The sequence below is a fragment of the Rhizobium sp. Root1220 genome (genome assembly GCF_001426265.1).
Classification (GTDB): Bacteria; Pseudomonadota; Alphaproteobacteria; order Rhizobiales; family Rhizobiaceae; genus Rhizobium.
Genome location: NZ_LMDG01000003.1, coordinates 92,420 through 114,534, shown reverse-complemented (window position 1 = coordinate 114,534; position 22,115 = coordinate 92,420). Strand labels below are relative to the sequence as shown.

Here is a 22,115-nt window from a genome sequence, read left to right as displayed (position 1 = left end):
GAAAAAGATAAGCGTCGGTAGCCATTGCCTTCGAACCAAACAGGACCTCGGGAGCCCGCCTGGCTCCGAGGTCCTAGCTCTCCGAATTCAATTGCCCGGCTTGTTCTTGATGGCGGCGTCGATCTGGCGCTTCACGGCATCCAGGTTGAAGGAGGCGGGGTCCTGCATCGGCGGGTAGTCGACCGCCGTAAGCGCAAGCTTGCCGACTTCCTGCTGAACGCTGACGAACCGCCAGAATTCGCGGGCGAAGAAGTCGTTCATGTAGCCTCCGCCAAGGTCGTTGAGGCTTTGCTCGCCGATTGATGGCGTCCGTTCGAAGGGATCCTGACGAATGTTGACCATCGTGGGCATGTCCGTCGTGACCTTTGCACCGGGCCAACCCTGTGGCTGTTGAAAGAACTGGAACTTGAAGTTGTCGATGCGAACCGCACCGAGTGCGGGGCCGCCGAAATAGAAGAACTCATGACGCGCGGACGGTGATTTGCCTGTCAGCAGGTCCAGCTGGTTGTAACCATCAAGGTGGTTCTTGTACGTTGTGTCGCCCAGCTTCACGCCTTTGAGCAACTGGTCGGTGATATCTGGATTTCCAGCCGCTGCCACCAGCGTCGGGAACCAGTCCAAGGCGGAGAATATACCGTTCTCTACCGTCCCCGGTCTGATCTTGCCGGGCCAGCGGATGATGGCTGGGGCGCGGAAGCCGCCTTCCATGACTGTTCCCTTCGTGCCTTTGAACGGTGTCATGCCGCCGTCGGGCCAAGTGAACACTTCAGCACCATTGTCGGTGGTGAAAATGACGATGGTGTTATCGGTTTCGCCAGCATCTTCGACGCATTTTAGAATCGCGCCGACGCTATCGTCGAGTTGCGCCATGCCGGCTTCCTCGAGGCCGTAGTTGCTGTCACTGTTCATGAGCGCCTGATACTTGGGCGACAGGAACGTCCAGACGTGCATGCGCGTCGTGTTGTGCCATACAAAGAATGGCTTGCCGTCTGTCTTGGCCTTATCCATGAAGTCGCACGAGGCCTTGACCAGCACCTCATCGAACGTTCCCATGTCGTACTTTGCCTTTGGCGTTATGTCGTGCATGTTGGGTACGTTCGACATGTCGGGGTATGGCGCCAGCGGCCCCTCGTCGACGATCCGCTGTTTGCCGATTGTGCCCCAGCGCGGCTGCGCTGCAGCGTCGTCGGTGGCCGTGGCAAAGCTGTGCACCAAATTGCGCGGCCCGACCTTGTCGCGGTACGACTGGTCATTTGGAAACGAATACCAGTAAGGGTCGGACATGGCATCGAGGTGGTACAGATAGCCAAAGAATTCGTCGAAGCCGTGCAGCGTTGGCAGAAACTTGTTCAGATCCCCGAGATGGTTCTTACCGAACTGACCGGTGGCATACCCCTCGGTTTTGAGGGCTGCCGCAATCGTCGCGGCCTTGTCCGGCATTCCTACATCGGCGCCAGCCTGACCAACGGTCGTCAGACCAGTGCGCAGCGGAATTTCTCCTGTGATGAAACTTGCACGCCCGGCCGTGCAACTCGCCTCAGCATAGTAGTCGGTAAACATCATGCCTTCGGCCGCCAGCCTGTCGAGATTTGGCGTCTTCCCAGACATGATGCCACGGTGGTAGGCGCCGATGTTGAACCAGCCGACGTCATCGCCCATGATGACCAGGATGTTGGGCTTTGGCTGCTGCTGCGCGACTGCAGGCGGCCCTAGTGCGCTTGCGCATGCGGAAGCCAGCATACCAAAGCACATGTTTCGAATGGTACTCATTGTTGCATCCTCCGTTTGAGTTCATGAACGGCACTGCCCGATCGGGATTTCCCTCGAAGCAAGGGGAACTCCGATCCTCCCGGTCGGGACGATCTGACATGTGATCTGAGCGGCAAGGTGCCGCGGGAAGTTGGATGTATGGAGTCTGTCAGTACGCTCTGCTTACTCGCCTAGAGAGTGGCGACATGCATGCCCGCAATCGAGAGTCGATGACCGGCTACAAAGCTCTGCTGTGGCGGGCTGTTGGTCTCAGCAGCCGACCTAGGCGCGAGTATCGCACATCTTGATCTTCGCCGCCAGATTGAGGATCCACGGAATAATTGCGGTCACCAGCGGCAGCATTACATCGTGGAAATCAATGTCCGCTTCCGCTGCGACGCTTCCGGTATCAAATCCCGTTAGAACATTCCAAAAGCGAAAAGGCCCGCATCTGGGAGATGACGGACCTTTGCCATGCTATTTCACTGTTGCCTGCCACGACGCCTTACCTCCGTGACACGCTAAGTCTAGATCGCACAAGTTAAGTTATTACTAATGCACCGTGCGCGACGACGCCCTGCCCTCTGCTGTCGATGAAGGCTCTTAGTCGAACCAACCCTTCGCAACCATCGAGCCGCCGGCGGATGCTTCGTTGACCTTCTGGGCCCACCGATGGAACAAAAGCGCGCCGTACCAGTTTGATTCCTCATTCACGATGGAGGAAACCATGACTTTCGATCCTAGCAATTCGCTCGATCCGCAGAAAACCGATCCCGATCTTCGGACAGAGCAAGTGAGCGCTCCACGCTCTGCTCCCGTGGGCACATGGCTCGCTGTGATCGCTGCTATCGTCGTCGCCGCGTTCGCCTGGTATCAGTGGGGCGGCATGTCGAGCACAGACCCTAACCCAACAGCCTCGACCACGCCCTCCATAAGCGAGCCTGCGCCGAAACCGGTAATGCCGGTTGCGCCGCCGACTGCAGCGCCTGCCCAGCAGTAGTTCGAGCCCTTGGCGCGTGCGGTTCTAAATGATGCCGGTTGACAATCCGCGTATAGAAAAAGGCCGGTGACGGTTTCACTCGGCCTTTTCCGTTCGGATGTCCGCGGTATGAACACACGCGTGATCATTCAGCGGCGAACTGCAGCCCCGGCGTCGAGCGTGACATTGCCATTTCTTCTTTATCCATCTCACTTTCGATACCGTCGAACAGCGGCGTAGTCATGTAGCGCTCGCCGGTGTCCGGAAGCATGCAAAGTATAACGGAGTCGGCGGAGGCTTTCTCGGCAATTTGCCGTGCGGCGGCGAAAGTTGCGCCTCCCGATATGCCGGTGAATATGCCTTCCTTTTGAGCCAATGACCTAGCCCATTTGATACCGTCCGCGCCGGCGACGGCCATCACTTCATCATAGTACCCGGCGTCAATCGCCTCCTGCAGGACGTAGGGAATGAAGTCGGGTGTCCAGCCCTGTATGGGGTGTGGTTCGAAAGCGGGGTGACTGCTGGCCGGCGCACCGCTTGGCATGCGCGCCTGTTTTTCACCGCTATTTACCAGCTGTGCATTACCCGGCTCGATCAGCGCGATGCGCGTTTCGGGGCGCTCCCGGCGCAGCACACGCGCCACCCCCGCAAGGGTGCCTCCCGTGCCATAACCGCTGACAAACCAGTCCAGTCGAGTTCCATGGAAATCGTTGATGATCTCTCGCGCCGTCGTTGCCTCGTGGATTGCGGCGTTTGCCGCGGTCTCAAACTGGCGAGCCAGGAACCAGCCGTTGGCCTCGGCAAGCTCCAAGGCCTTCGTGTACATTCCAAATCCCTTCTGCGCACGCGGGGTCAGCACAACTTTTGCGCCTAGCATACGCATCAGCTTTCTCCGCTCGATGGAGAAGCTGTCGGCCATCGTGACAACCAGCGGATAGCCTTTCTGGGCGCAGACCATTGCCAGCCCGATGCCGGTGTTGCCACTTGTCGCCTCCACGACCGTCTGCCCCGGCTTGAGAGCGCCGCTGCGTTCGCCCTCTTCAATAATACTCAATGCCAATCGGTCCTTGACGGATGAGGCCGGATTGAAGAACTCCGCCTTGACATAGATTTTCGCATGCGCGGGGCCGAGGTTATTGATCCTGATCGTTGGTGTATCCCCGATGGTGTCGAGGATACTTTCGAACAGCCGCCCTCGCCCTGCCGTCTCTCTCATTGTTTTTGGACCGACCATGATCTTCTCCCTTCGGACCCGATTTGGATTGCATTCCCACAGGTGCGCATGGCGCGCGAACCTTCGTTCGCCGCTTGGATGCGCGATTGCTAAAATGGTGATAATAGGGAATGCGATGGAGTGTCGTGGGAAAAGGCGTGGGAACCACCGTGGAATCTGCTCGAACAGCCCTCTCGCGGCCCCCGTCCAGCATTGGTATCCGCATGCTCGGACCTTTGACAGTCGTTCGCGACAACGACAAGGTCGACCTGCCAACCTCGCGCAAGGCGCGTGCGCTTTTTGCTTACCTTGCCCTGGCGCCTCGTGCCGTCGCCCGTAGCCGACTTTGCGAGATGTTCTGGGACGTGCCAAGCGACCCTCGCGGCGAGCTTCGCTGGTGCCTGAGCAAATTGCGCGGCGTGATCGACGATGCGGACCGCAAAAGAGTAGACGCTTCGGACGATACGATCGCCTTGCACATCGACGACTGTATGGTTGACGTCGTCGAACTGGCGACGGCAACAAGTCAGGGCCTCGAGTCCCTTCCCGTCGAGCGATTGAAATCGCTGTTCGGTCTTTTTGCGGGAGAATTCCTGGACGGGATGGCGGTCGACCGAAGTCCTGTTTTTACGAACTGGCTGATCGCCCAACGGCGGCGTTTCAACGCTTGTCATATTGCTGTGCTTGAGCAGCTGTTTTCACGCTTTCCTGCCGGTTCGGACGAAGCATACTACTACGTCGAAAAATGGGTTGAGCTCGCGCCCTTCGACGGCCGGTCTCATCTTGCGCTTCTGGATTCGTTGGCGCAGCGTGGGCAAGTCGGCGCCTGCGAACAGCACCTCGCCGCGGCATCTGAGCTCTTTGCATCGGATGGGCTCGATTTCACGCCGGTGCGGGATGCTTGGCAAGGCGGGCAGAAGCAAAAAGCTACGGTTCAAAGATCCGTACAGACGCTGTCAGCCTCGCGGGTATTGCCGTTGATCACTGATCCTGCAGACAGGCGCATCGCCAAGTCGGACCACGCCTCGCTCGCGGTAATGCCTTTTTACCTGGAAGGGCCTACGAACGGGCAGCGTGGCGGCCTTACCGATGCGTTGACGCACGACATCATCACGCGACTGGCCAGATTGCGAAACCTTTTTGTCATAGCCCGCGGCTCTGTCTTTGCACTTGCCGAAAAGAATATCGGACCGGAGGAAGCCGGACGCGCGCTGAACGTCGATTATGTAGCCAGCGGTTCGGTCCTTCAACGTGAGCGCAGCGTCACCGTCACCGTCGAACTGGTTGACGTCCGCACGGCAAGGATAGTGTGGACGGAGGTCCTCGACCACAGCATTGATGACACCTTCGTCCTTCTCAACGAGATCGGCGACCAGATCGTCTCGTCGATCTGCAACGAGATCGAGATGGTTGAACGCAACAGGGCTATCCTGAAGGCGCCTACCTCTCTCAATGCCTGGGAGGCCTATCATCGCGGCCTCTGGCACATGTATCGGTTTACCAGGCTGGAGAACGAGCAGGCCCGGCAATTTTTCGAGATGTCGGTTCGCCTGGATCCAACCTTTGCCCGTGCGCACGCCGGCCTGTCCTTTACCCATTGGCAGAGTGCGTTTCAACGATGGGGCGACCATACGGAGCAAAGTCGCCGCGCGATGGAGGCGGCGAGCCAGAGCCTGCTGGCCGATGACAATAACCCCGCGTCTCACTGGGCAATGGGCAGAGCGCTCTGGCTGCGCGGACAACAGGATGAATCCGTCCTCGAGTTGCAGCACGCCGTTGACCTCAGTCCCAATTTTGCCCTCGGGCACTACGCATTGTCGTTTGTCCAATCGCAGTCAGGAGATCCACTCGCCGCTATCGGATCATCCGACCATTCACGCCACCTGAGCCCTGTCGACCCGTTGCTCTTCGGAATGCTGGGCGCCCGCGCCATGGCGCATGTTCGCCTCGGTCAATTCGAGGAGGCGGCCGATTGGGCCTTGAGAGCTGCGAAACGTCCGAACGCACACGTCATCATTCTGGCGATCGCGGCTCATTGCCTGGCGCTTGCTGGTCGGATCGACGAGGGCCGAAACTTCTGTGCATTGATCAGGAAGACGCTTCCGCGATATCGTGCCGACGATTTCCTGGCAACATTTCGGTTTGACCCGGACGCAACAGCATTGTTTCGCTTGGCCGCGAGGCGCATCGGTCTCGACTAGCAATGCATAGATCCGCCATTTGGTCACGGCCCTGAGAAACGAAACGCTACTGCGGGTGGACTGCGGGAGCGGGCACTGCGATTAGCCCAGCAGCGTTTTCACCTTGCGAAGGTCGGGAAAGAATTTCGCCCAAAGCAAAACGACGACGATCGTGCCGACGCCGCCAATCACCCCGGCTGCAACCGGTCCCATGACGCCAGCAAGCATGCCGGATTCGAATTCGCCGAGTTGGTTCGAAGTACCGATAAACAGCGAATTCACCGCATTGACGCGCCCACGCATCTCATCTGGGGTGAGAAGCTGCACTAGCGAGCTACGCACGACGACGCTAACCGTATCGGAAGCGCCCACAACCAGCAGAGCAACGATTGAAAGCGCGATATTTGTCGACAGTGCGAAGACGATGGTCGCAATGCCGAACACGGCGACTGCGCAAAACATCTTCTTACCCACATTGCTGCTCAGCGGTTTTCTAGCCAAGACAACCGACATGACGAGCGCACCGATCGCAGGAGCAGCCCGCAACAGGCCAAGGCCCCAAGGACCAGCGTGAAGGATGTCGCGCGCAAACATCGGCAACAATGCAGTCGCACCGCCAAACAGGACGGCAAAAAGATCGAGCGAAATCGTCCCGAGCATAACGGGCCGGCTCTTGATGAAGGAGACGCCCGCAAAGATCGACGCCAGCGTTACCGGGCTGCGCTTTGCCGGCGTCCATTCCATTCGGATCGAGATGACGTTGATGCTGGCGATCGTGAAAAACACCGCGGCTACGACAAATGGGGCAACGGGATCGATGCCATACAGCAGTCCGCCCAGTGATGGGCCAACGATCAGGGCCGTCTGCATCATCGATGTCGAAGTCGCTATCGCGCGCTGCAGCATGGAGGACGGCATGATGCCGGGAAGCAACGCCGCCATGGTTGGCCGCTCAAAGGCGACAGCCGCCCCCATGATGGTAACGGCGACGAGTATCCCGGTTGGGGTCAGCCAGTCCTGCCATGTGGCGACGGCAAGCAGCGCAGCGACCATTGCTTCGATCAACTGGCAGGCAAGCCCAATCCGACGCCTGTCGAACCGATCCGCCGCGTGTCCGACAACGAAGGTCAGGGCGACCATGGGCAAAAACTGGCACAGGCCGACCAGCGCCAATGCAAAGGCGTTGTGCGTCTGGTCGTAGATCATCCAGCCCATGGCGATCGCCAGGCACTGGAATGCCAATGAGGAAAAAACGCGCGAGCCTGCGAAATTCAGATAACCGGGATGGCGAAGAACGCTACCCTGGTGAGCATGATGTGTATCCATTGAGATGGTCCGGCGCGAGACAAACAGTGCGCCCTTGCGATTCTTGTGTCTGCCGCTTCTGCCTCGAAGCTACTCTTGTCAACCGCGTCGGGCGCCAATCCGGTACGATTGGTTCGACCTGAATCTCCCGATGACGATTTTGAAGCCACTTGCCGGAGGTACAGGAGACGCATCCGAGGCTGGCAGTCGTTGTGGAAAAGCTTCCACTAACCAGCACCTTAAGTGACAATATCCTCTGCCCATCTGCAATTCGGCATGATAACCACTCATTGCCCAACGCGGAAATCGTGTTTCTAACGGCGGCGCGGATGTATGCTGCCAAGGAACCTTGCATCACTTGCCGCCCGTTGGGGATCTCGGAGACCATGACGCTGACCCACTACCCCTTCAAGTCGAACGACGCCACGGCAAACGTCACGAAGCGAACGCTTCCTCAGCGATTGGCCACTTGGTATGAGACGATGAAGGTGGAGCGTCGGGAACGGCGGCAATCGTCTGACGTGCCGCTTGCCTGCATCAATACTAGAGGACCAGCCGTCCTCGGCTCCGAAGAACTGCCGTTGATCTTTCTCACCAGAAATGACCGGAAGCTTCTGCCGGCCTTCCTTTCCCATTACCGGGGGCTCGGAGTGACGCGCTTTATCTGCGTCGACGACGCGTCTTCTGATGGCTCCAGGGAATTCCTGCTGGAACAGACCGACGTCGACCTGTGGGTCTCGGATGTGAGGTTCAAGGAAGCCCGAAGGGGCCGCCGATGGCGAGAAAGGCTGTTTTCCCTCTACGGCACCGACCGCTGGTATGTGAATGTCGACTCCGACGAGTTCCTGATATATGAGGGCTTCGGAAACAGGGGGCTTCGGTCGGTGATCGACGGCCTTGAGGGGGCCGGCTTCCTCCGGATGTCCGCTCCGATGCTCGACATGTATCCAATCGATCTGGAGTCAGCCGAGGTAGAAAAACTCGAGCAGTCCGATCCTTGGACCGTCGCTGATCATTTCGACGGAGACGGATATACTCTCACCACGACCAAGCGTGCCATCTCCGTCCGGGGCGGACCACGGGAGCGGGAGTTCAAATCAGGCCTCGAATTGATAAAATACCCGCTTATCTTCTGGGACGCGAAATGTCGCTTTGGACCTAGCATCCATCAGCCACTGCCCTACGGAAGAAACTTCGTCCCGGTCATGGGGGTATTGCTCCATTTCAAGTTTTTCGCCGACTATGCCGAAGTGGCCAAGGCCGCAGTCGAAGGCGGTCAATACTTCAACAATTCATCCGCCTACAGTTCCATCGTTGAAAAAATGGATCAGAACGGCTCTTTGAGGCTCCAATCCGATCTTTCGCGAAAATACACGGGCCCCGATCAACTCGTTAAGATGGGCTTTTTCCTTCCCGTTCCGAAATAGCAGCAGGCGCTGTGAGCTTCGCTTCGCGTTGTCCATCGGCACCAATAAATAGACGCGGATTCTGGTCGAGACAGCAGTCGTGCGCAACAGTTCTCTGAAGCGACGGACATTTCTGGCCGCAACCGTGGCAACGTCCGCTGTAACGGCGCGTCAGGCATAAGATGCGAACCATGCGACGAAATCTAAAAGTGAACGGATGAAGCGGCCACCGCTGTTCAGTTTTCCGTTCTGATCGTTGCAAACTGATATGTGTTGAACAGCCGCAAGGCTTGCAGTAGATACGCGCTCAACGCGTGGGTCAGGATATCTCAATGGGTAAGGCCAAGGTTGCCGTCGTATTTCCGGTGCACAACGGAGCCGCGACCTTGAGCGAAAGTCTCGCGTCAATCGCCAGCCAGCACCTGCAGGACTTCAAGGCAATCATTCTGGAGAACGGGTGCACGGACAACACCTTTGAGATTGCGCTGCAATTTTGCGAGAAAGATCCACGTTTTTCCATTGTCAGAAATGATCATTTTCTAAGTGCGAACGACAACTTTGCCAAGGCGATGGAATTGGCCGCAGTGGAAGGCGAGTACTTTTGTTTGCGCGCCTGCGACGATCTATCCTCCCCCGACTTTCTGAGCGCGCTCGTTGAAGCGCTCGAGCAAGATAGCGACAAGTTGGTGGCGGTTTGCTCAACACAGATAGTAACAAGGGAAGGACAGAAGCTGGCGATGAAGCATCCTAGCTCCAAAGTCCTTAACTTCCTGGATCTTTATAAATCTGGATCGGTTCCCCGAAACCTTACTTATCCCGGCGAGTGGATCTACGGCGTATTTCGGTCTGCCGCCAAGGACACGCTTGTGAGCAGATGGCATGAGTTCGCGAATCCATGGTGTGTTGCTTCCTACACCATGAGTGAATTTGTCGTTCGCGATTTGGTGGCCTATGTCAGTGGCCCCGTCTTCATTTTTCGGAAGGGTTCGAATTCAATCGAACGTTACGGAGCAAAAAGCTTCCGCGACAAACTTCAGCAAAGACTGGCGTACACATTCGGTTGCTACAAACTGGTTCACAAGCTCCCGAAGGTTGGGCTTGTCCGGCGTTTGAAGTTCTTCCGGATGTGCTGGAACGATGCCCGCAGGAAGACGCAGTATAAACTGCTCAGATTTTTTTAGGCGTGCCCATGGCGCATCGGGTGTCGCACCGGGCACCCTGTTGCCAGCGTTGCCGAAGGTCCACCGGCTACGCACATTCCCGTCGAAACTCTTGATCCGCCCTCCTCTTAGTTTCGTAGAAAGTGCGAAAGACCAGACGGGGTGGATTCATTGGCAAGTGACGTGGCAAGACCGGTTATTCTCTGGTTTCGAAAGGATTTGCGTCTCGACGACAACAGGGCGCTGCATGCGGCCTGCGCATCGGGGCGACCGATCATACCGTTGTACATTCGCGAGCCAGTATCCGCGGGTACGGGTGCACTCGGGGCAGCCCAGGCGTGGTGGCTTCACCAATCGCTGGAATGCCTGGAAAAGTCACTGCGTGAGCGCGGTGGAAGCCTTGTGCTCGCGTCGGGACAGGCGTTGGACGTGCTTGGCGACGTCATTCGATCGACAGGTGCAGAGACGGTGTTCTGGAACCGGCGATACGATCCGCCGGGGATCGTCATCGATATTCGTGTCAAGCGTGAGCTGGAAAATCAGAACATTCACACAATGAGTTTCCCGGGGCAGTTGCTCCACGAACCTTCGAAGCTTCTGACCGGCGGACGAACCCCCTACCGAGCCTACACCCCCTTCTGGCGGGCGTTGGAGAAATCTGGCGAGCCGGATCATCCGATAAACGCGCCCACCCGAGTGGAATTTGCCACGTCGTCGCCGAAAACCGAGCGTCTCGGGTCATGGGGACTGCAGCCAACCAGACCCAACTGGGCGAAGCACTTCCCCGACGTCTGGAGCCCCGGCGAGAACGCAGCCCACCGCCGGCTAGACGACTTCGTCGAGGACGCCCTTCACGGCTACAAGGACAGTCGCGATTTCCCCTCGAAGCCGGCCACGTCCATGCTGTCGCCATATCTGGCGCTCGGGCTGATTTCCCCCGCCCGCATCTGGCATAAAACCCGCGGCCTGACCGATCACATTCCTGCCGAAGACATTGTTCACTTTCGCAGGGAGCTTGCTTGGCGAGAATTCTCGTACCATCAGCTATTTCATTTCCCGAAGCTGCCCTATGACAACTGGAACAAGCGGCTCGATGGCTTCGCATGGCACAATGATTCGACGCTGTTCAAGGCGTGGACGCGGGGGATGACCGGCTACCCGATTGTCGATGCAGGAATGCGGCAGCTGTGGCGGCATGGCTTCATGCACAATCGCGTACGCATGGTCGCAGCATCCTTTCTGATCAAGCACCTGATGGTCGACTGGCGGCGTGGCGAAAGCTGGTTTCGCGACACGCTGATAGACGCCGATCCCGCCAGCAACGCCGCAAGCTGGCAATGGGTCGCCGGGTCGGGCGCCGACGCATCACCGTTCTTCCGCATCTTCAATCCAGTTCTTCAGGGCGAAAAATTCGACCGGGATGGCGACTACGTCCGGGAATTCGTGCCCGAGATTTCGGAACTCGACAACAAGTACATCCACAGGCCGTTCGACGCACCCCCGGCAACTCTTGAGAGCGCCGGGATCACGCTCGGAAAAACCTATCCCAAACCGATCGTCGACCATGCGATGGCGCGCAACAGGGCTCTCACCGCCTACGGCGCCACAAAGGATGCGGCATGAACGCGCATTTTTCCAATCCGCAGGGTCGTCTGAAAATCGCCGTTATAGGCTCCGGTATATCCGGGGCTTCGGCAGCGTGGGCACTGAACCCGGTCCATGATGTAACAGTCTACGAAAAGGAAGCCCGTCCAGGTGGTCATACGGCGACGGTGGATGTTGACTACGACGGCGTTCGGATACCGGTCGATACCGGCTTCATAGTCTACAACGAACCAAATTACCCGACCCTGACCGCACTTTTTGCCGAACTGGGAGTCGCGACACACGCAAGCGACATGAGCTTTTCGCTGTCGCTCGATCATGGCAAGCTGGAATGGTGCGGCGGCGGTCTGTCGTCCATCTTCGCCCAGAAGCGCAATCTCGTTCGCCCATCATTCCTGCTGATGATCCGGGAGATCGTCCGGTTCAATCGCACATGCCTGCGCGATCGCGCCGATGGGCACCTCGCATCCCGCTCGATCGGGGACTATCTCAACTGGCGCGGGTTCTCACCGGGTTTCACCAATAACTACCTCGTTCCGATGGCGGCGGCGATCTGGTCCACTCCTGCAGCCAAGATGCTACAGTTTCCGGCCGAGCATTTCGTCAACTTCTTCGACAACCACCGGCTGATCTACAGCAAACAGCATCAGTGGCGAACCGTGACCGGTGGCAGTCGCACCTACCTGGAAAAGCTGTTGGCCCCGCTTGGAGATCGGCTGAAGCTGGGTTGTGGTGTACGTCTCGTCGAACGTACCAACACAGGTGTGGTCATCACCGACGAACGCGGTGAGAAGGCAGTGTTCGACAAGGTCGTATTTGCGGCGCATAGCGACCAGACGAGGCGCATGCTCGCCGATGCGACGGAACAGGAAATGAGTACGTTGGCCGCCATCCCCTATCAAGCGAACAGGGTCGTGCTCCACCGCGATACCAGACTGATGCCCGCGCGGCCGAAGGTCTGGGCATCGTGGAACTACTTGCGCTCAAGCCGAGAAGAGGGCAACGCCGGCGTTGCGGTGACCTATTGGATGAACAAGCTGCAGGGGATCGACAACCGGTTTCCGTTGTTCGTCACGCTTAATCCGGACCGGGAGCCGGACAAGCGCAAGGTGTTTGCCGAATTCGCTTATGACCATCCCCAATTCTCCGCAGAAAGCGTTGAAGCGCAGAAGGCGTTGCGGGGCATCCAGGGAGAGCACAACTGCTATTTCGCCGGCGCCTGGACGGGTTACGGCTTCCACGAAGACGGACTGGTCTCGGGCCTGGCCGCGGCAGCGGCCCTGGGAGCCCCCGTCTCCCGGCGTGTGAGCGAGACGCAACCGCGCGAGCGGCTGCTGGATGCAGTATGATGAAACCCGACATGGAAAAGCGCGGCGTCAGCATGACGGACAACGGGCCACCGCCCGATGTAGCGGCGGCTCTCTACGTTGGCGACGTCATGCACCAGCGAATGCGGCCATTCGGCCACCGTTTCCGCTACGGCGTGTTTTCGCTCCTGGTCGATCTGGATCGGTTGGCGGAAGCCAGTAACCTGTCGAGGCTCTTCTCCGTGAACGCCCCAAACGTTGTCTCCTTTCACGAGCGAGACCATGCCGGAGCCCGCGACATCCGTACCCACGCGGATGATTTGCTGGCACAGGCCGGGCTACACGCTTCCCGCATCCTGCTTGTCTGTTATCCGCGAATTTTCGGCTACGTGTTCAATCCGCTCGCCGTCTACTACGCCTACGATGATCGCAATGATCTGATCGCGACGATCTATGAAGTGCGCAACACGTTCGGCGAGCGCCATACCTATGTCTGCCCCGTCGAGCCGGCAAGCATATCCGAAAGCGGTCTCCGGCAAACCTGCGACAAACTCCTCTACGTTTCTCCGTTCGTGGGCATGGACATGCGATACCATTTCCGGATGTTGCCGCCCGGCCGGGAAATTCGCTGGCGTATCCTCGAAACGAACGAGGGCGGTCCCCTATTGGCCGCAACCTTCTCCGGCCGGCACCTCCCATTGACCACGCCGGTTCTGGCAAGGCTGTTGGCCCGCTTTCCGTTTCTGACCGCCAAAATTATCGGTGGCATTCATTGGGAGGCACTGAAGCTCTGGCTGAAAGGCGCTCGATACGTCCCCCGCCATTCACCGCCGCCGCCAATCAGCGTTACGGGGGTCCGTCCCGTATTGCGGAGGCCGAAGAATGACACTACCGTCTGATCCAATCGCTGGGGGGCGAAGTCGTCGCATTACGTCCTTAGGCAGTCAGAGATCGCCGGAGGATAGAGCGATGAGGGATGGACAGGACTGGTTGTCTTTGGCGCAAAGCGCGGAACTGCTGTCGGCAGACAATATCGGCAGGCTTTCCAAACGGCTGCCATTCAGGGCAAAACTAACGCTGCGCGCCTTGGCGAAGATGCAGCATGGTTCGTTAGCGATCGTCTTTCCCGATGGGCGCAGCATTCTCATCAAGGGAAAACTGCCCGGACCGGAGGCCGCCATTCGCCTCAACAACTGGAACATCGCCAGTCGGTCGTTGACGGGCGGGACGATCGGCGTAGCCGAAACCTACATGGATGGCGATTGGGAAAGCCCCGATATCGCGGCATTCCTCGAACTTTTTCTGGTCAACGAAGAGGCGGCAAAAGGCTACGCGAACGGCAAGACCGGCGTCATGCGCATTGCCGAGCGTATGCGCCACTGGATGAACTCAAACACGAGAGCGGGTTCCAAGCGCAACATCTCCGCGCACTACGATCTCGGCAATGACTTCTACAAGCAATGGCTCGATCCGACGATGACGTATTCGTCGGCGCTCTATTCCACCGGCGCAAACGATCTGCAATCCGCCCAGCACGCCAAATACCGCGCGCTGGCCGAAGCGACCGGTATCAAGGCCGGCGATCATGTGCTGGAGATCGGCTGTGGCTGGGGCGGTTTTGCGGAATTTGCGGCAAAGGAACTGAGTTGCAGGGTGACGGGGCTCACCATTAGTCGCGAGCAACTGAGTTTCGCGGAAGAACGCATCCGCAAGGCAGGCTTGAACGAGAAGGTCGAGTTTCGTTTCCAGGACTATCGAGACGAAGCAGGCACTTACGACAGGATCGTATCGATCGAGATGTTCGAAGCGGTCGGTGAAAAATATTGGCCAGCGTATTTCTCGAAGCTGAGTCAATGCCTGAAACCGGGTGGAAAGGCTGGTCTTCAGATCATCACCATTCGCCCCGAAGCCTTCGATCAGTACCGGAGCAACCCGGATTTTATCCAGAAGTACGTCTTCCCCGGTGGTATGTTACCCACCCGCGAGCATCTGGCGGAACTTGGCCAAAGAGTAAACTTGTCACTGGTCAGGGACTTTGGTTTCGGGTTAGACTACGCGCGTACGCTTGCCGAGTGGCGGGAGCGTTTCTGGTCCGTGTGGGAGCGTGTTCGCCCTCTGGGGTTTGACGAGCGCTTCAAGCGGCTCTGGGAATTCTACTTTTTCTATTGCGAAGCAGGCTTCCGCGCCCGAAACATAGACGTCCGCCAGGTCGTCTTTTCGCGGAGCTGACGAGCGCGGATGGCGGAACCAGACAGACGACCTCCTGTCCACGCCGCTATCCGCCTCGTCTATGCCTTGCCTGCCGCGCCTCTGGCCGCACTGGGGCTGCCACTCTACGCATTCGTACCGACGTACTATACGGAAACGCTTGGGCTACCGCTGGCTGCCGTCGGCCTTACACTGCTGGTTGTGAGGCTTTTCGATGCCATCTGTGATCCGGCTGTCGGTTTCGTCGCCGATCGACTCCGGCCTAGCATCGGCCGGCGAAGATTCCTGTTTGCGCTGTCCCTGCCGGTGGCGTCCGTCTCGGCGGTGATGCTGTATTCGCCACCACAGGATGCATCCACCCTGTGGCTGGGCTTATGGGGCGCCTTTCTTTCACTCGGTTTCACGATGGCAGTCATCCCCTATTCAGCCTGGGGCGCGGAACTAGTAAGCGACTACAAGGGAAGGACGTCGCTTGCCGCCCTGCGGGAAGCAGTCACACTGATCGGGACGCTCATAGCAATCACTCTGCCCTTCGCATTCGGTTCGACGGCCAAGACCGATTTACCGGGATTGCGTTTTCTCGGCGTCTTTGTCGCGGTGGCGCTGCCATTGGCGGGGATGCTGGCAATCTGGAAGGTCCCCGAGCCAGTGGAGCATACCGTCAAGCGCTTAGCGTTTGGTGACGGTCTATCCTTCCTCTTGGGAAACCTGGCTTTCCGCCGTTTGCTCACAGCTTTCTTTCTGAATGGCTTTGCCAACGGCATCCCTGCGACGCTTTTCCTCTATTTCGTCTCGGATCGGCTGGCATTGCCGGCCTCGCGCGGTCCCTTGCTGTTTGTCTACTTCCTGTTTGGCATCGCAGGTGTTCCTTTCGCGGCATGGTCGGCGAAGCGGCTAGGCAAACACAGGGCCTGGTGCTGGGCCATGCTTGCTGCTTGCGCAGCATTCGCTTTCGTGCCGTTGCTGCCGCCGGGGTCGCTTTTCATCTTTGGGGCGATCTGCGCTTTCACCGGGCTCATGCTTGGTTTCGATCTTGCCCTTCCACCCGCTATCCAAGCCGACGTGATCGATGAAGACACCGCCAATTCCGGCGAGCAGCGGAGCGGCATCTACTTCGCTGCCTGGGGCCTTGCCACGAAGGCTTCGCTCGCGGCAGGCGTCGGGATCGTGTTCCCGATGCTTTCCCTGTTCGCCTTCGACCCGTCAGGTGACACGAACAATTCACCATATGCTTTGGGTGCCCTCGCGGTCAGCTATGCGTGGGTGCCGATCCTGTTGAAACTCAGTGCCATCGGCCTCATGTGGAATTTTCCCTTGGACGAAAAAGCACAGAATGCGCTGCGGATACGCATCGAAACGCGGTGATTACTCCGCAGGATGCGGCGTTCCTGGCTGATGCTTTCGCGGCGACCGCTCTTGCCAGCCCGTCGATCGGTTCACCAGCCAGAAATACAGGCTGTACGGCATCAGATTCAGAAGTTTAAGCAGAAAGGTGAAGCGCTTCGGAAAAGTAATCTCGAAGCGTTGCGACTTGAGACCGGCAGAAATATGCGCTGCCGCCTCGTCGACCGATACCAGCGACGGCATGGGGAATTCGTTTTTTCTAGTAGCCGGCGTATCGACGAAGCCGGGATTGATCAGTTGGATACGGATGCCGATCTTGTCGAGGTCGAACTTGAGGCTTTCGGCCATGTTGATGAGCGCCGCCTTCGTCGCTCCATAGGCGGCGCCCGTCGGCAGCCCCCCGTAACCGCTGACCGAAGAGACGATCGCGATTTGCCCCTGTCCCTTTGCCTTCATGTGGCGAACGGCCGGAATGAGGCAATTCACAACGCCCTGAAGGTTGACGGCAAAACTGCGTTCGAAAACTTCGCGGCTCAATGCTTCGGCATGAACGGGCAAATAGACCCCGGCATTGAATATCGCCAAGGCCATCGCACCGTGCTCATATTCGATGGACGCGAGCACATGCTCCATGTCCTCGGCGCTCGTGACATCACCGTCCAACACGACAATGCTGCCTGGAAGATCGGCGGCCTCAGTCTGCAATTCTGCAAGTTTTTCATGATCACGCGCCGTGACAGCGACTTTATATCCTTCGCCAGCAAGCTTCAGCGCCAACGCCCGTCCAATCCCGGAACTCGCACCTGATATCCACACGATTCCGTGTTCGGGACGAGCGACAAAGTCTTGCATGGCACGCTTCCTCCGGGGCTGTCTTCTGAACACCAAAACAGATCCGGGAGTTCCTCGCCCCTCCCGAATTCATGCCACTATCATGTCATTGTGGCTGCTTTCAGCCGATCAGATCGCCGATAATCTGGCGGAAGGATCCGGTCAGCTTGATCGGTGCGTCGAGAACCGAAAAAGCGATGCAGGGGCGATCCTTTTCTGCAACCGGTCGGTGGTCGACGCTCTCGTCGGCGACAGAGATATCCCCGGGACCAAAGCGGCCCCGCGCATCGTTGAACGCTCCGTCCAGGATCAAAGTGAGTTCCATTCCCTTATGGGTATGGGCGGGTAGTGCACGACCGGGCTTGATCCACATCAGGCTGACCTCGCAGCCGTCAATGTCAGTGCAATACTCCCTGAAGCCGGGAAGTTTGGTCTTCCACGGCACTGTATCAACGTCGAACCCGACGAGATTGCGAATCGCACGCGGGAAGACGCCCTTGTCGGTTTGATTATTGAGCTGGGCGCTGCTTTCAAGAGGCCGTGAGGACGCGAAAATCGCCGCGAGGCGTGCATCCCGATCGCTGATCGGTGCCGCAGACATCTGCTCGAGCGCTTCGCCGGCCAGCAACTCCAGATCCGTCACAAGACCTCGATGGTCGGCTTTCATCTCGAGGTGCGATTCCACCAGCACCCTTGCCGGCTCGGGAAGAGACCCGGCAACATAATGCGCCATCAATGCATCGACCGTGTCGATATGCTCGTGAACCATGACGGTTTCGGTCGTTTCCACTTTCAGTGATTGCTTTGTCGTCATCCATACGATGAAAGTCAATCATCGGATCACCCCCGCTGGCTGCAACATGTGGAGGGTCGGAAGATCGAAGTCTAATTTTATCGCTGCAGTCAAAGGTGTGGAATGGCATTTCTTGCCAACCCAGCCTTGTGAAGGGAAAAGACCGTTCTTAAACTAAGAGTTTGAAAGAGGCAGATTCCATGATCGTTTATCCCTCCGTTCTCGAGGCAATCGGCAACACACCCCTGATCAGGCTCAAGGGTGCGTCGGATGCAACGGGCTGCACCATTCTCGGCAAGGCGGAATTCCTCAATCCGGGCCAGTCGGTCAAGGACCGCGCGGCGCTCTACATCATTCGCGATGCCGAGAGGAAGGGACTGCTGAAGCCGGGTGGCGTCATCGTCGAGGGGACGGCTGGAAACACCGGCATCGGGCTTACGCTGGTCGCTAAGGCGCTCGGTTACCGGACGGTCATCGTCATTCCCGAAACCCAGAGCCAGGAAAAGAAAGACGCGCTGAAGCTGCTTGGCGCGGAGCTCGTGGAAGTTCCGGCTGTTCCCTACAGGAACCCGAACAACTACGTAAAGGTGTCGGGACGTCTGGCCGAACAACTGGCGAAGACTGATCCGAACGGCGCGATCTGGGCCAACCAGTTCGACAACATCGCCAACCGACAGGCCCATATCGAAACGACCGCCAAGGAGATCTGGGAGGATACAGACGGCAAGGTCGATGGCTTTATTTGCGCCGTCGGCTCTGGGGGAACACTGGCGGGTGTCTCGGCAGGCCTCAAGGCCTTCAACACGGACGTCAAGATCGGTGTTGCGGACCCTGATGGCGCCGCTCTTTACGAGTTCTACACGAACGGCGAGCTCAAGTCCGCCGGCTCCTCGATCACCGAGGGCATCGGCCAGGGCCGCATCACCGCCAACCTCGAAGGCTTTACGCCCGATTTCGCCTACAGCATTTCCGACACCGAGGCCTTGCCCTACGTCTTCGATCTCGTCGAACATGAAGGGCTTTGCCTGGGCGGATCGACCGCGATCAACATCGCAGGTGCCGTTCGCCTCGCCAGGGATCTTGGCCCTGGCCACACCATCGTGACGATCCTATGCGACTACGGCAACCGCTACCAGTCGAAGCTTTTCAATCCCGATTTCCTGACGTCGAAGGGCCTGCCCGTTCCCGAATGGCTGACGTCGTCTGCGGATATCAAGATTCCCTACGAACCAGCAGCGTGAGACCCAATGCCCGTCAATGCCCTCTATCGTGACGATTTCTATCTTTCGACATGCGAAGCGGTGGTAACCGCAATTCACGATGACGGGGGTATCGAGCTGGACCAGACGTGCTTTTACGCAATGTCCGGCGGCCAGCCTGGAGACACCGGCTTTCTCGAACGTGCCGACGGCAGCAAGATCGGGCTCGGACAGACGAAACACGGTGCGAGCAAGGAGATCATCATCCATGTGCCGCTCGAAGGCGAAGCACAACCAACCGTCGGCGAAAAGCTTATACTCCACATCGACTGGCCTCGTCGCTACAAGCTGATGCGCATGCACACCGCTTGCCATTTGCTCTCTGTTGTCTGCCCCTATCCGATCACTGGCGCCGCTGTTGGCGAGGATGAAAGCCGTGTCGACTTCGACATGGCCGATACCATCGACAAGGACGAAGTGACGGCAAAGCTGATGACGCTTGTCGCCGAAAACCACCCTGTCTATCTGCAGTGGATCACGGACGAGGAGCTTTCGGCCAATCCCGGCATCGTCAAATCCAAGAACGTCCGCCCTCCCATGGGCCTTGGCCGCGTCAGCCTCGTCTGCATCGGCGACAATTCTGCAATTGACAGCCAGCCCTGTGGCGGCACACATGTCTCCGAAACGCAGGAAGTCGGCCAGATTCACATCGCCAAGATCGAGAAGAAGGGCAAGGAGAATCGGCGTTTCCGCATTCGCTTCGGCGCCCCGGGCGACGAAGCCTAACAGTGCAGGAGAGCAAAATGAGCGAAGAGAAGAGCCGGTTCGTCGTTTCCGCCGATTGGCTGCAGGCTGAACTCGGGAAGCCGGATCTGCGCGTGCTGGACGCGTCTTTCTACCTGCCTGCCCAAAAGCGCGACGCCGATGCCGAATACGCGGGAGGTCATATTCCGGGCGCCATCCGTTTCGACCAGGACAAGATCGCCGACCACTCGGTTGCGCTGCCGCACACCATTCCATCACCGGACCAGTTCGCCGCTGAAGTTGGCAAGCTTGGCATCGGAGAAAACGACCGCATCGTCGTTTACGACGGTATCGGAATGTTTGCCTCGCCCCGCGTGTGGTGGCTGTTCCGCGTCATGGGCGCCAGGAATGTGTTCGTGCTAGACGGCGGGCTCGACGGATGGACGGCGGAAGGCCGCGCCCTCGAAACAAGCACACCCCGCTACGAGCCCAAGACGTTTACGCCGAGCTATGACGCCGAGCGTGTCGTCAACCTCGACACCATGCGGGAAATCGTTGACAGCCGGGCTCTTCAGATTGCCGATGCAAGAAGCGCCGGGCGCTTCGCCGCTGTGGAGCCGGAGCCGCGCGCGGGAATGCGATCGGGCCACATGCCCGGTGCCCGCAGCCTGCCATCCGGCGTCTTCGCAAATGGTGGCCGCTTCAAGACGCTGCCGCAACTCAAGCAAACGATCGAGGATGCTGGCATAGACCTTTCCAAACCTGTCGTCACATCTTGCGGTTCCGGGATTACAGCCGCAATCATTACGCTCGCGCTAGAGTCACTGGGCCACACAGACAACAAGTTATACGACGGTTCATGGAGTGAATGGGGTAGCCGCGAGGACACGCCTGTCGTGACCGGCCCGCCTGAGCCGGGCAAAGCCTGATCACCATGGCAAAGGCTCCCGCGTCGCTGAAGGCACATATCACGCGTCTCGAAATGACGGCGCCGCCGAAAACCAGCCTGCCCGTACCCGTAAACATACAGACTGCAATCATGCGCGCTCCCGGCATTCCGTTGCCGTTCTATCGACACCTCTACCGCCAGGTTGGCGCCCGCTGGCAATGGGTCGACAGGCTTCGAATGAGCGACGAGCAACTGGCTGCAGTGCTGCACGACAAGCGCAACAACATCAGCGTGCTCTACGTCAACGGTGCTCCCGCCGGCTTCTACGAGTATTTCGTTCAGGATGAGGACACGATCGAACTCAACCATTTCGGACTGATCGAGCATGCGCTCGGTCTTGGCATCGGAAAGTGGTTCCTGTTGCAGGCGCTCTATGCCATCTGGACGCTGAACCCCAGCCGGGTCGTTGCGACGACAAACGATCTCGATCATCCACGGGCGCTGCAGCTCTACCAGATGTTCGGCTTCTCCCCGGTCTCGACCGGTTCCGGCATCGTCCGGCCGCTCAGCGACAAGGAACTGCTGGACATCGCGAAAAAGAGCTGAATGGCAAGAAACGGGTGGTTTCGGACCCTCTCGGGAGTCATTTCATGGCAAACCTCAAAGGGAGATTTGCCATGTCAGTCATCCACTTTTCCGCCATGCCCACCGCCGACGCCGAACATCTCTGGCAGGGCGGCAGGGATGCTTACGACAACCTTCCCGAGACCCTGTTTTCCGATGGCCCCGGCCATCCGTGCCGCCATTGTCTGAGAAATATCGACGCTGGCGAAGAGTTGCTGGTCTTTGCCTACCGGCCGTTTCCGAAGTTGCAGCCCTACGCCGAGACCGGGCCGATCTTCATGCACAAGCAGCGCTGCGCGCGGTATAGCGCTGAAGAAATCATGCCACCAGTCCTTGAGACGACCCGCGATTTCATCGTTCGAGGTTATGGTGAAAACGACCGGATCGTCTATGGCACCGGTGCTGTGACGCCGATCGCGGATATCCCTGTGTACGCCGCCTCGCTGCTCGACCGGGCTGAAGTCGCGTATGTGCACGTTCGCTCGGCGCGCAACAACTGCTATCAGTGCCGGATCGACAAATAAAAGAAGCCGGCCGCGGAGAGCGAAGCCGGCTCCAACTGACGTAACGTGATGCGTC

20 protein-coding genes are annotated in these 22,115 nt (G+C 58.4%); 14 read left to right on the top strand and 6 right to left on the bottom strand.

Going from position 1 to position 22,115, the window contains the following annotated elements:
* Positions 1-87: 87 nt before the first annotated feature.
* Together ASC90_RS04565 and ASC90_RS30220 are read right to left on the bottom strand one after the other, a co-directional pair.
* The gene (locus tag ASC90_RS04565) at positions 88-1,770 is read right to left on the bottom strand and encodes an arylsulfatase (protein WP_056535988.1); all 1,683 of its coding nucleotides are present in this window, start codon (positions 1,768-1,770) and stop codon (positions 88-90) included.
* A 582-nt stretch (positions 1,771-2,352) separates the two neighbouring features.
* Positions 2,353-2,478, bottom strand: a complete 126-nt coding sequence (locus tag ASC90_RS30220) for a hypothetical protein (RefSeq protein WP_280138305.1) — start codon at positions 2,476-2,478, stop codon at positions 2,353-2,355.
* Between ASC90_RS30220 and ASC90_RS04560 the strand changes: the two genes are divergently transcribed.
* Positions 2,477-2,749 carry a hypothetical protein gene (locus ASC90_RS04560; protein WP_056535986.1) on the top strand — a complete coding sequence of 91 codons (273 nt, stop codon included), beginning with the start codon at positions 2,477-2,479 and terminating at the stop codon, positions 2,747-2,749. The genes ASC90_RS30220 and ASC90_RS04560 overlap by 2 nt on opposite strands.
* 124 nt (positions 2,750-2,873) lie before the next feature.
* Here the strand turns inward: ASC90_RS04560 and ASC90_RS04555 are convergent, their stop codons facing one another.
* Complete coding sequence (locus tag ASC90_RS04555; RefSeq protein WP_056535983.1) at positions 2,874-3,962, bottom strand: pyridoxal-phosphate dependent enzyme; 1,089 nt, start codon at positions 3,960-3,962, stop codon at positions 2,874-2,876.
* A gap of 203 nt (positions 3,963-4,165) precedes the next feature.
* On the opposite strand from ASC90_RS04555, the gene ASC90_RS04550 reads away from it, so the two are divergent.
* Positions 4,166-6,142: a transcriptional regulator gene (locus ASC90_RS04550; RefSeq protein ID WP_244480298.1), complete on the top strand. Its 1,977-nt coding sequence runs from the start codon at positions 4,166-4,168 to the stop codon at positions 6,140-6,142.
* 81 nt (positions 6,143-6,223) lie between these two features.
* Here ASC90_RS04550 and ASC90_RS04545 read toward each other — a convergent pair whose 3' ends face one another.
* Positions 6,224-7,447, bottom strand: coding sequence for an MFS transporter (locus ASC90_RS04545; RefSeq protein WP_056535980.1), 1,224 nt, complete (start codon positions 7,445-7,447; stop codon positions 6,224-6,226).
* 440 nt (positions 7,448-7,887) lie between these two features.
* Here ASC90_RS04545 and ASC90_RS04540 point away from each other — a divergent pair, with 440 nt between their 5' ends.
* From ASC90_RS04540 to ASC90_RS04510, 7 genes are all read left to right on the top strand, one after another.
* On the top strand, positions 7,888-8,853 hold the full coding sequence (locus tag ASC90_RS04540) for a glycosyltransferase family 2 protein (protein ID WP_056536193.1): 966 nt from the start codon (positions 7,888-7,890) through the stop codon (positions 8,851-8,853).
* Between the two features lie 311 nt (positions 8,854-9,164).
* The gene (locus ASC90_RS04535) at positions 9,165-10,013 is read left to right on the top strand and encodes a glycosyltransferase (protein WP_056535977.1); all 849 of its coding nucleotides are present in this window, start codon (positions 9,165-9,167) and stop codon (positions 10,011-10,013) included.
* Positions 10,014-10,163: 150 nt separating this feature from the next.
* Positions 10,164-11,615, top strand: a complete 1,452-nt coding sequence (locus tag ASC90_RS04530) for a deoxyribodipyrimidine photo-lyase (protein WP_056536189.1) — start codon at positions 10,164-10,166, stop codon at positions 11,613-11,615.
* Positions 11,612-12,946, top strand: coding sequence for an FAD-dependent oxidoreductase (locus tag ASC90_RS04525; protein ID WP_056535974.1), 1,335 nt, complete (start codon positions 11,612-11,614; stop codon positions 12,944-12,946). Before ASC90_RS04530 ends, ASC90_RS04525 begins: the two co-directional genes overlap by 4 nt.
* Positions 12,946-13,803, top strand: a complete 858-nt coding sequence (locus ASC90_RS04520; RefSeq protein ID WP_056536186.1) for a DUF1365 domain-containing protein — start codon at positions 12,946-12,948, stop codon at positions 13,801-13,803. The genes ASC90_RS04525 and ASC90_RS04520 overlap by 1 nt, the downstream gene beginning before the upstream one ends.
* A 70-nt stretch (positions 13,804-13,873) precedes the next feature.
* Positions 13,874-15,133, top strand: coding sequence for a cyclopropane-fatty-acyl-phospholipid synthase family protein (locus ASC90_RS04515; RefSeq protein WP_056535971.1), 1,260 nt, complete (start codon positions 13,874-13,876; stop codon positions 15,131-15,133).
* Positions 15,134-15,142: 9 nt separating this feature from the next.
* Positions 15,143-16,477 (top strand): MFS transporter, encoded by a 1,335-nt coding sequence (locus ASC90_RS04510; RefSeq protein ID WP_056535967.1) that lies wholly within the window; start codon positions 15,143-15,145, stop codon positions 16,475-16,477.
* Here the strand turns inward: ASC90_RS04510 and ASC90_RS04505 are convergent, their stop codons facing one another.
* A complete protein-coding gene (locus ASC90_RS04505; protein ID WP_056535964.1) occupies positions 16,478-17,308 on the bottom strand; it encodes an SDR family NAD(P)-dependent oxidoreductase in 831 nt (276 codons plus the stop codon).
* Between the two features lie 100 nt (positions 17,309-17,408).
* On the bottom strand, positions 17,409-18,056 hold the full coding sequence (locus tag ASC90_RS04500) for a ChrR family anti-sigma-E factor (RefSeq protein ID WP_056536183.1): 648 nt from the start codon (positions 18,054-18,056) through the stop codon (positions 17,409-17,411).
* Between the two features lie 224 nt (positions 18,057-18,280).
* Between ASC90_RS04500 and ASC90_RS04495 the strand changes: the two genes are divergently transcribed.
* The 5 genes from ASC90_RS04495 to ASC90_RS04475 all read left to right on the top strand — a co-directional run bounded on the left by ASC90_RS04495 (position 18,281) and on the right by ASC90_RS04475 (position 22,060).
* Positions 18,281-19,321 (top strand): cysteine synthase A, encoded by a 1,041-nt coding sequence (locus ASC90_RS04495; RefSeq protein ID WP_056535960.1) that lies wholly within the window; start codon positions 18,281-18,283, stop codon positions 19,319-19,321.
* A gap of 6 nt (positions 19,322-19,327) precedes the next feature.
* Positions 19,328-20,065 carry an alanyl-tRNA editing protein gene (locus ASC90_RS04490; protein WP_056535958.1) on the top strand — a complete coding sequence of 246 codons (738 nt, stop codon included), beginning with the start codon at positions 19,328-19,330 and terminating at the stop codon, positions 20,063-20,065.
* Positions 20,066-20,082: 17 nt separating this feature from the next.
* On the top strand, positions 20,083-20,952 hold the full coding sequence (sseA, locus tag ASC90_RS04485; protein WP_056535954.1) for a 3-mercaptopyruvate sulfurtransferase: 870 nt from the start codon (positions 20,083-20,085) through the stop codon (positions 20,950-20,952).
* A 5-nt stretch (positions 20,953-20,957) separates the two neighbouring features.
* Positions 20,958-21,518, top strand: coding sequence for a GNAT family N-acetyltransferase (locus ASC90_RS04480; RefSeq protein WP_056535951.1), 561 nt, complete (start codon positions 20,958-20,960; stop codon positions 21,516-21,518).
* A gap of 71 nt (positions 21,519-21,589) precedes the next feature.
* The gene (locus ASC90_RS04475) at positions 21,590-22,060 is read left to right on the top strand and encodes a DUF1203 domain-containing protein (protein WP_056535948.1); all 471 of its coding nucleotides are present in this window, start codon (positions 21,590-21,592) and stop codon (positions 22,058-22,060) included.
* Positions 22,061-22,115 lie beyond the last annotated feature (55 nt).

Bases quoted from the DNA above. Each gene is read 5' to 3' on its own strand.
- ASC90_RS04555 (WP_056535983.1), bottom strand. From the start codon at position 3,962: ATGGTCGGTCCAAAAACAATGAGAGAGACGGCAGGGCGAGGGCGGCTG.
- ASC90_RS04475 (WP_056535948.1), top strand. From the start codon at position 21,590: ATGTCAGTCATCCACTTTTCCGCCATGCCCACCGCCGACGCCGAACAT.
- ASC90_RS04550 (WP_244480298.1), top strand. From the start codon at position 4,166: ATGCTCGGACCTTTGACAGTCGTTCGCGACAACGACAAGGTCGACCTG.
- ASC90_RS04495 (WP_056535960.1), top strand. From the start codon at position 18,281: ATGATCGTTTATCCCTCCGTTCTCGAGGCAATCGGCAACACACCCCTG.
- sseA (WP_056535954.1), top strand. From the start codon at position 20,083: ATGAGCGAAGAGAAGAGCCGGTTCGTCGTTTCCGCCGATTGGCTGCAG.
- ASC90_RS04505 (WP_056535964.1), bottom strand. From the start codon at position 17,308: ATGCAAGACTTTGTCGCTCGTCCCGAACACGGAATCGTGTGGATATCA.
- ASC90_RS04525 (WP_056535974.1), top strand. From the start codon at position 11,612: ATGAACGCGCATTTTTCCAATCCGCAGGGTCGTCTGAAAATCGCCGTT.
- ASC90_RS04560 (WP_056535986.1), top strand. From the start codon at position 2,477: ATGACTTTCGATCCTAGCAATTCGCTCGATCCGCAGAAAACCGATCCC.
- ASC90_RS04500 (WP_056536183.1), bottom strand. From the start codon at position 18,056: ATGGTTCACGAGCATATCGACACGGTCGATGCATTGATGGCGCATTAT.
- ASC90_RS04510 (WP_056535967.1), top strand. From the start codon at position 15,143: ATGGCGGAACCAGACAGACGACCTCCTGTCCACGCCGCTATCCGCCTC.
- ASC90_RS04480 (WP_056535951.1), top strand. From the start codon at position 20,958: ATGGCAAAGGCTCCCGCGTCGCTGAAGGCACATATCACGCGTCTCGAA.
- ASC90_RS04490 (WP_056535958.1), top strand. From the start codon at position 19,328: ATGCCCGTCAATGCCCTCTATCGTGACGATTTCTATCTTTCGACATGC.
- ASC90_RS04515 (WP_056535971.1), top strand. From the start codon at position 13,874: ATGAGGGATGGACAGGACTGGTTGTCTTTGGCGCAAAGCGCGGAACTG.
- ASC90_RS04545 (WP_056535980.1), bottom strand. From the start codon at position 7,447: ATGGATACACATCATGCTCACCAGGGTAGCGTTCTTCGCCATCCCGGT.
- ASC90_RS04565 (WP_056535988.1), bottom strand. From the start codon at position 1,770: ATGAGTACCATTCGAAACATGTGCTTTGGTATGCTGGCTTCCGCATGC.
- ASC90_RS30220 (WP_280138305.1), bottom strand. From the start codon at position 2,478: ATGGTTTCCTCCATCGTGAATGAGGAATCAAACTGGTACGGCGCGCTT.
- ASC90_RS04535 (WP_056535977.1), top strand. From the start codon at position 9,165: ATGGGTAAGGCCAAGGTTGCCGTCGTATTTCCGGTGCACAACGGAGCC.
- ASC90_RS04520 (WP_056536186.1), top strand. From the start codon at position 12,946: ATGAAACCCGACATGGAAAAGCGCGGCGTCAGCATGACGGACAACGGG.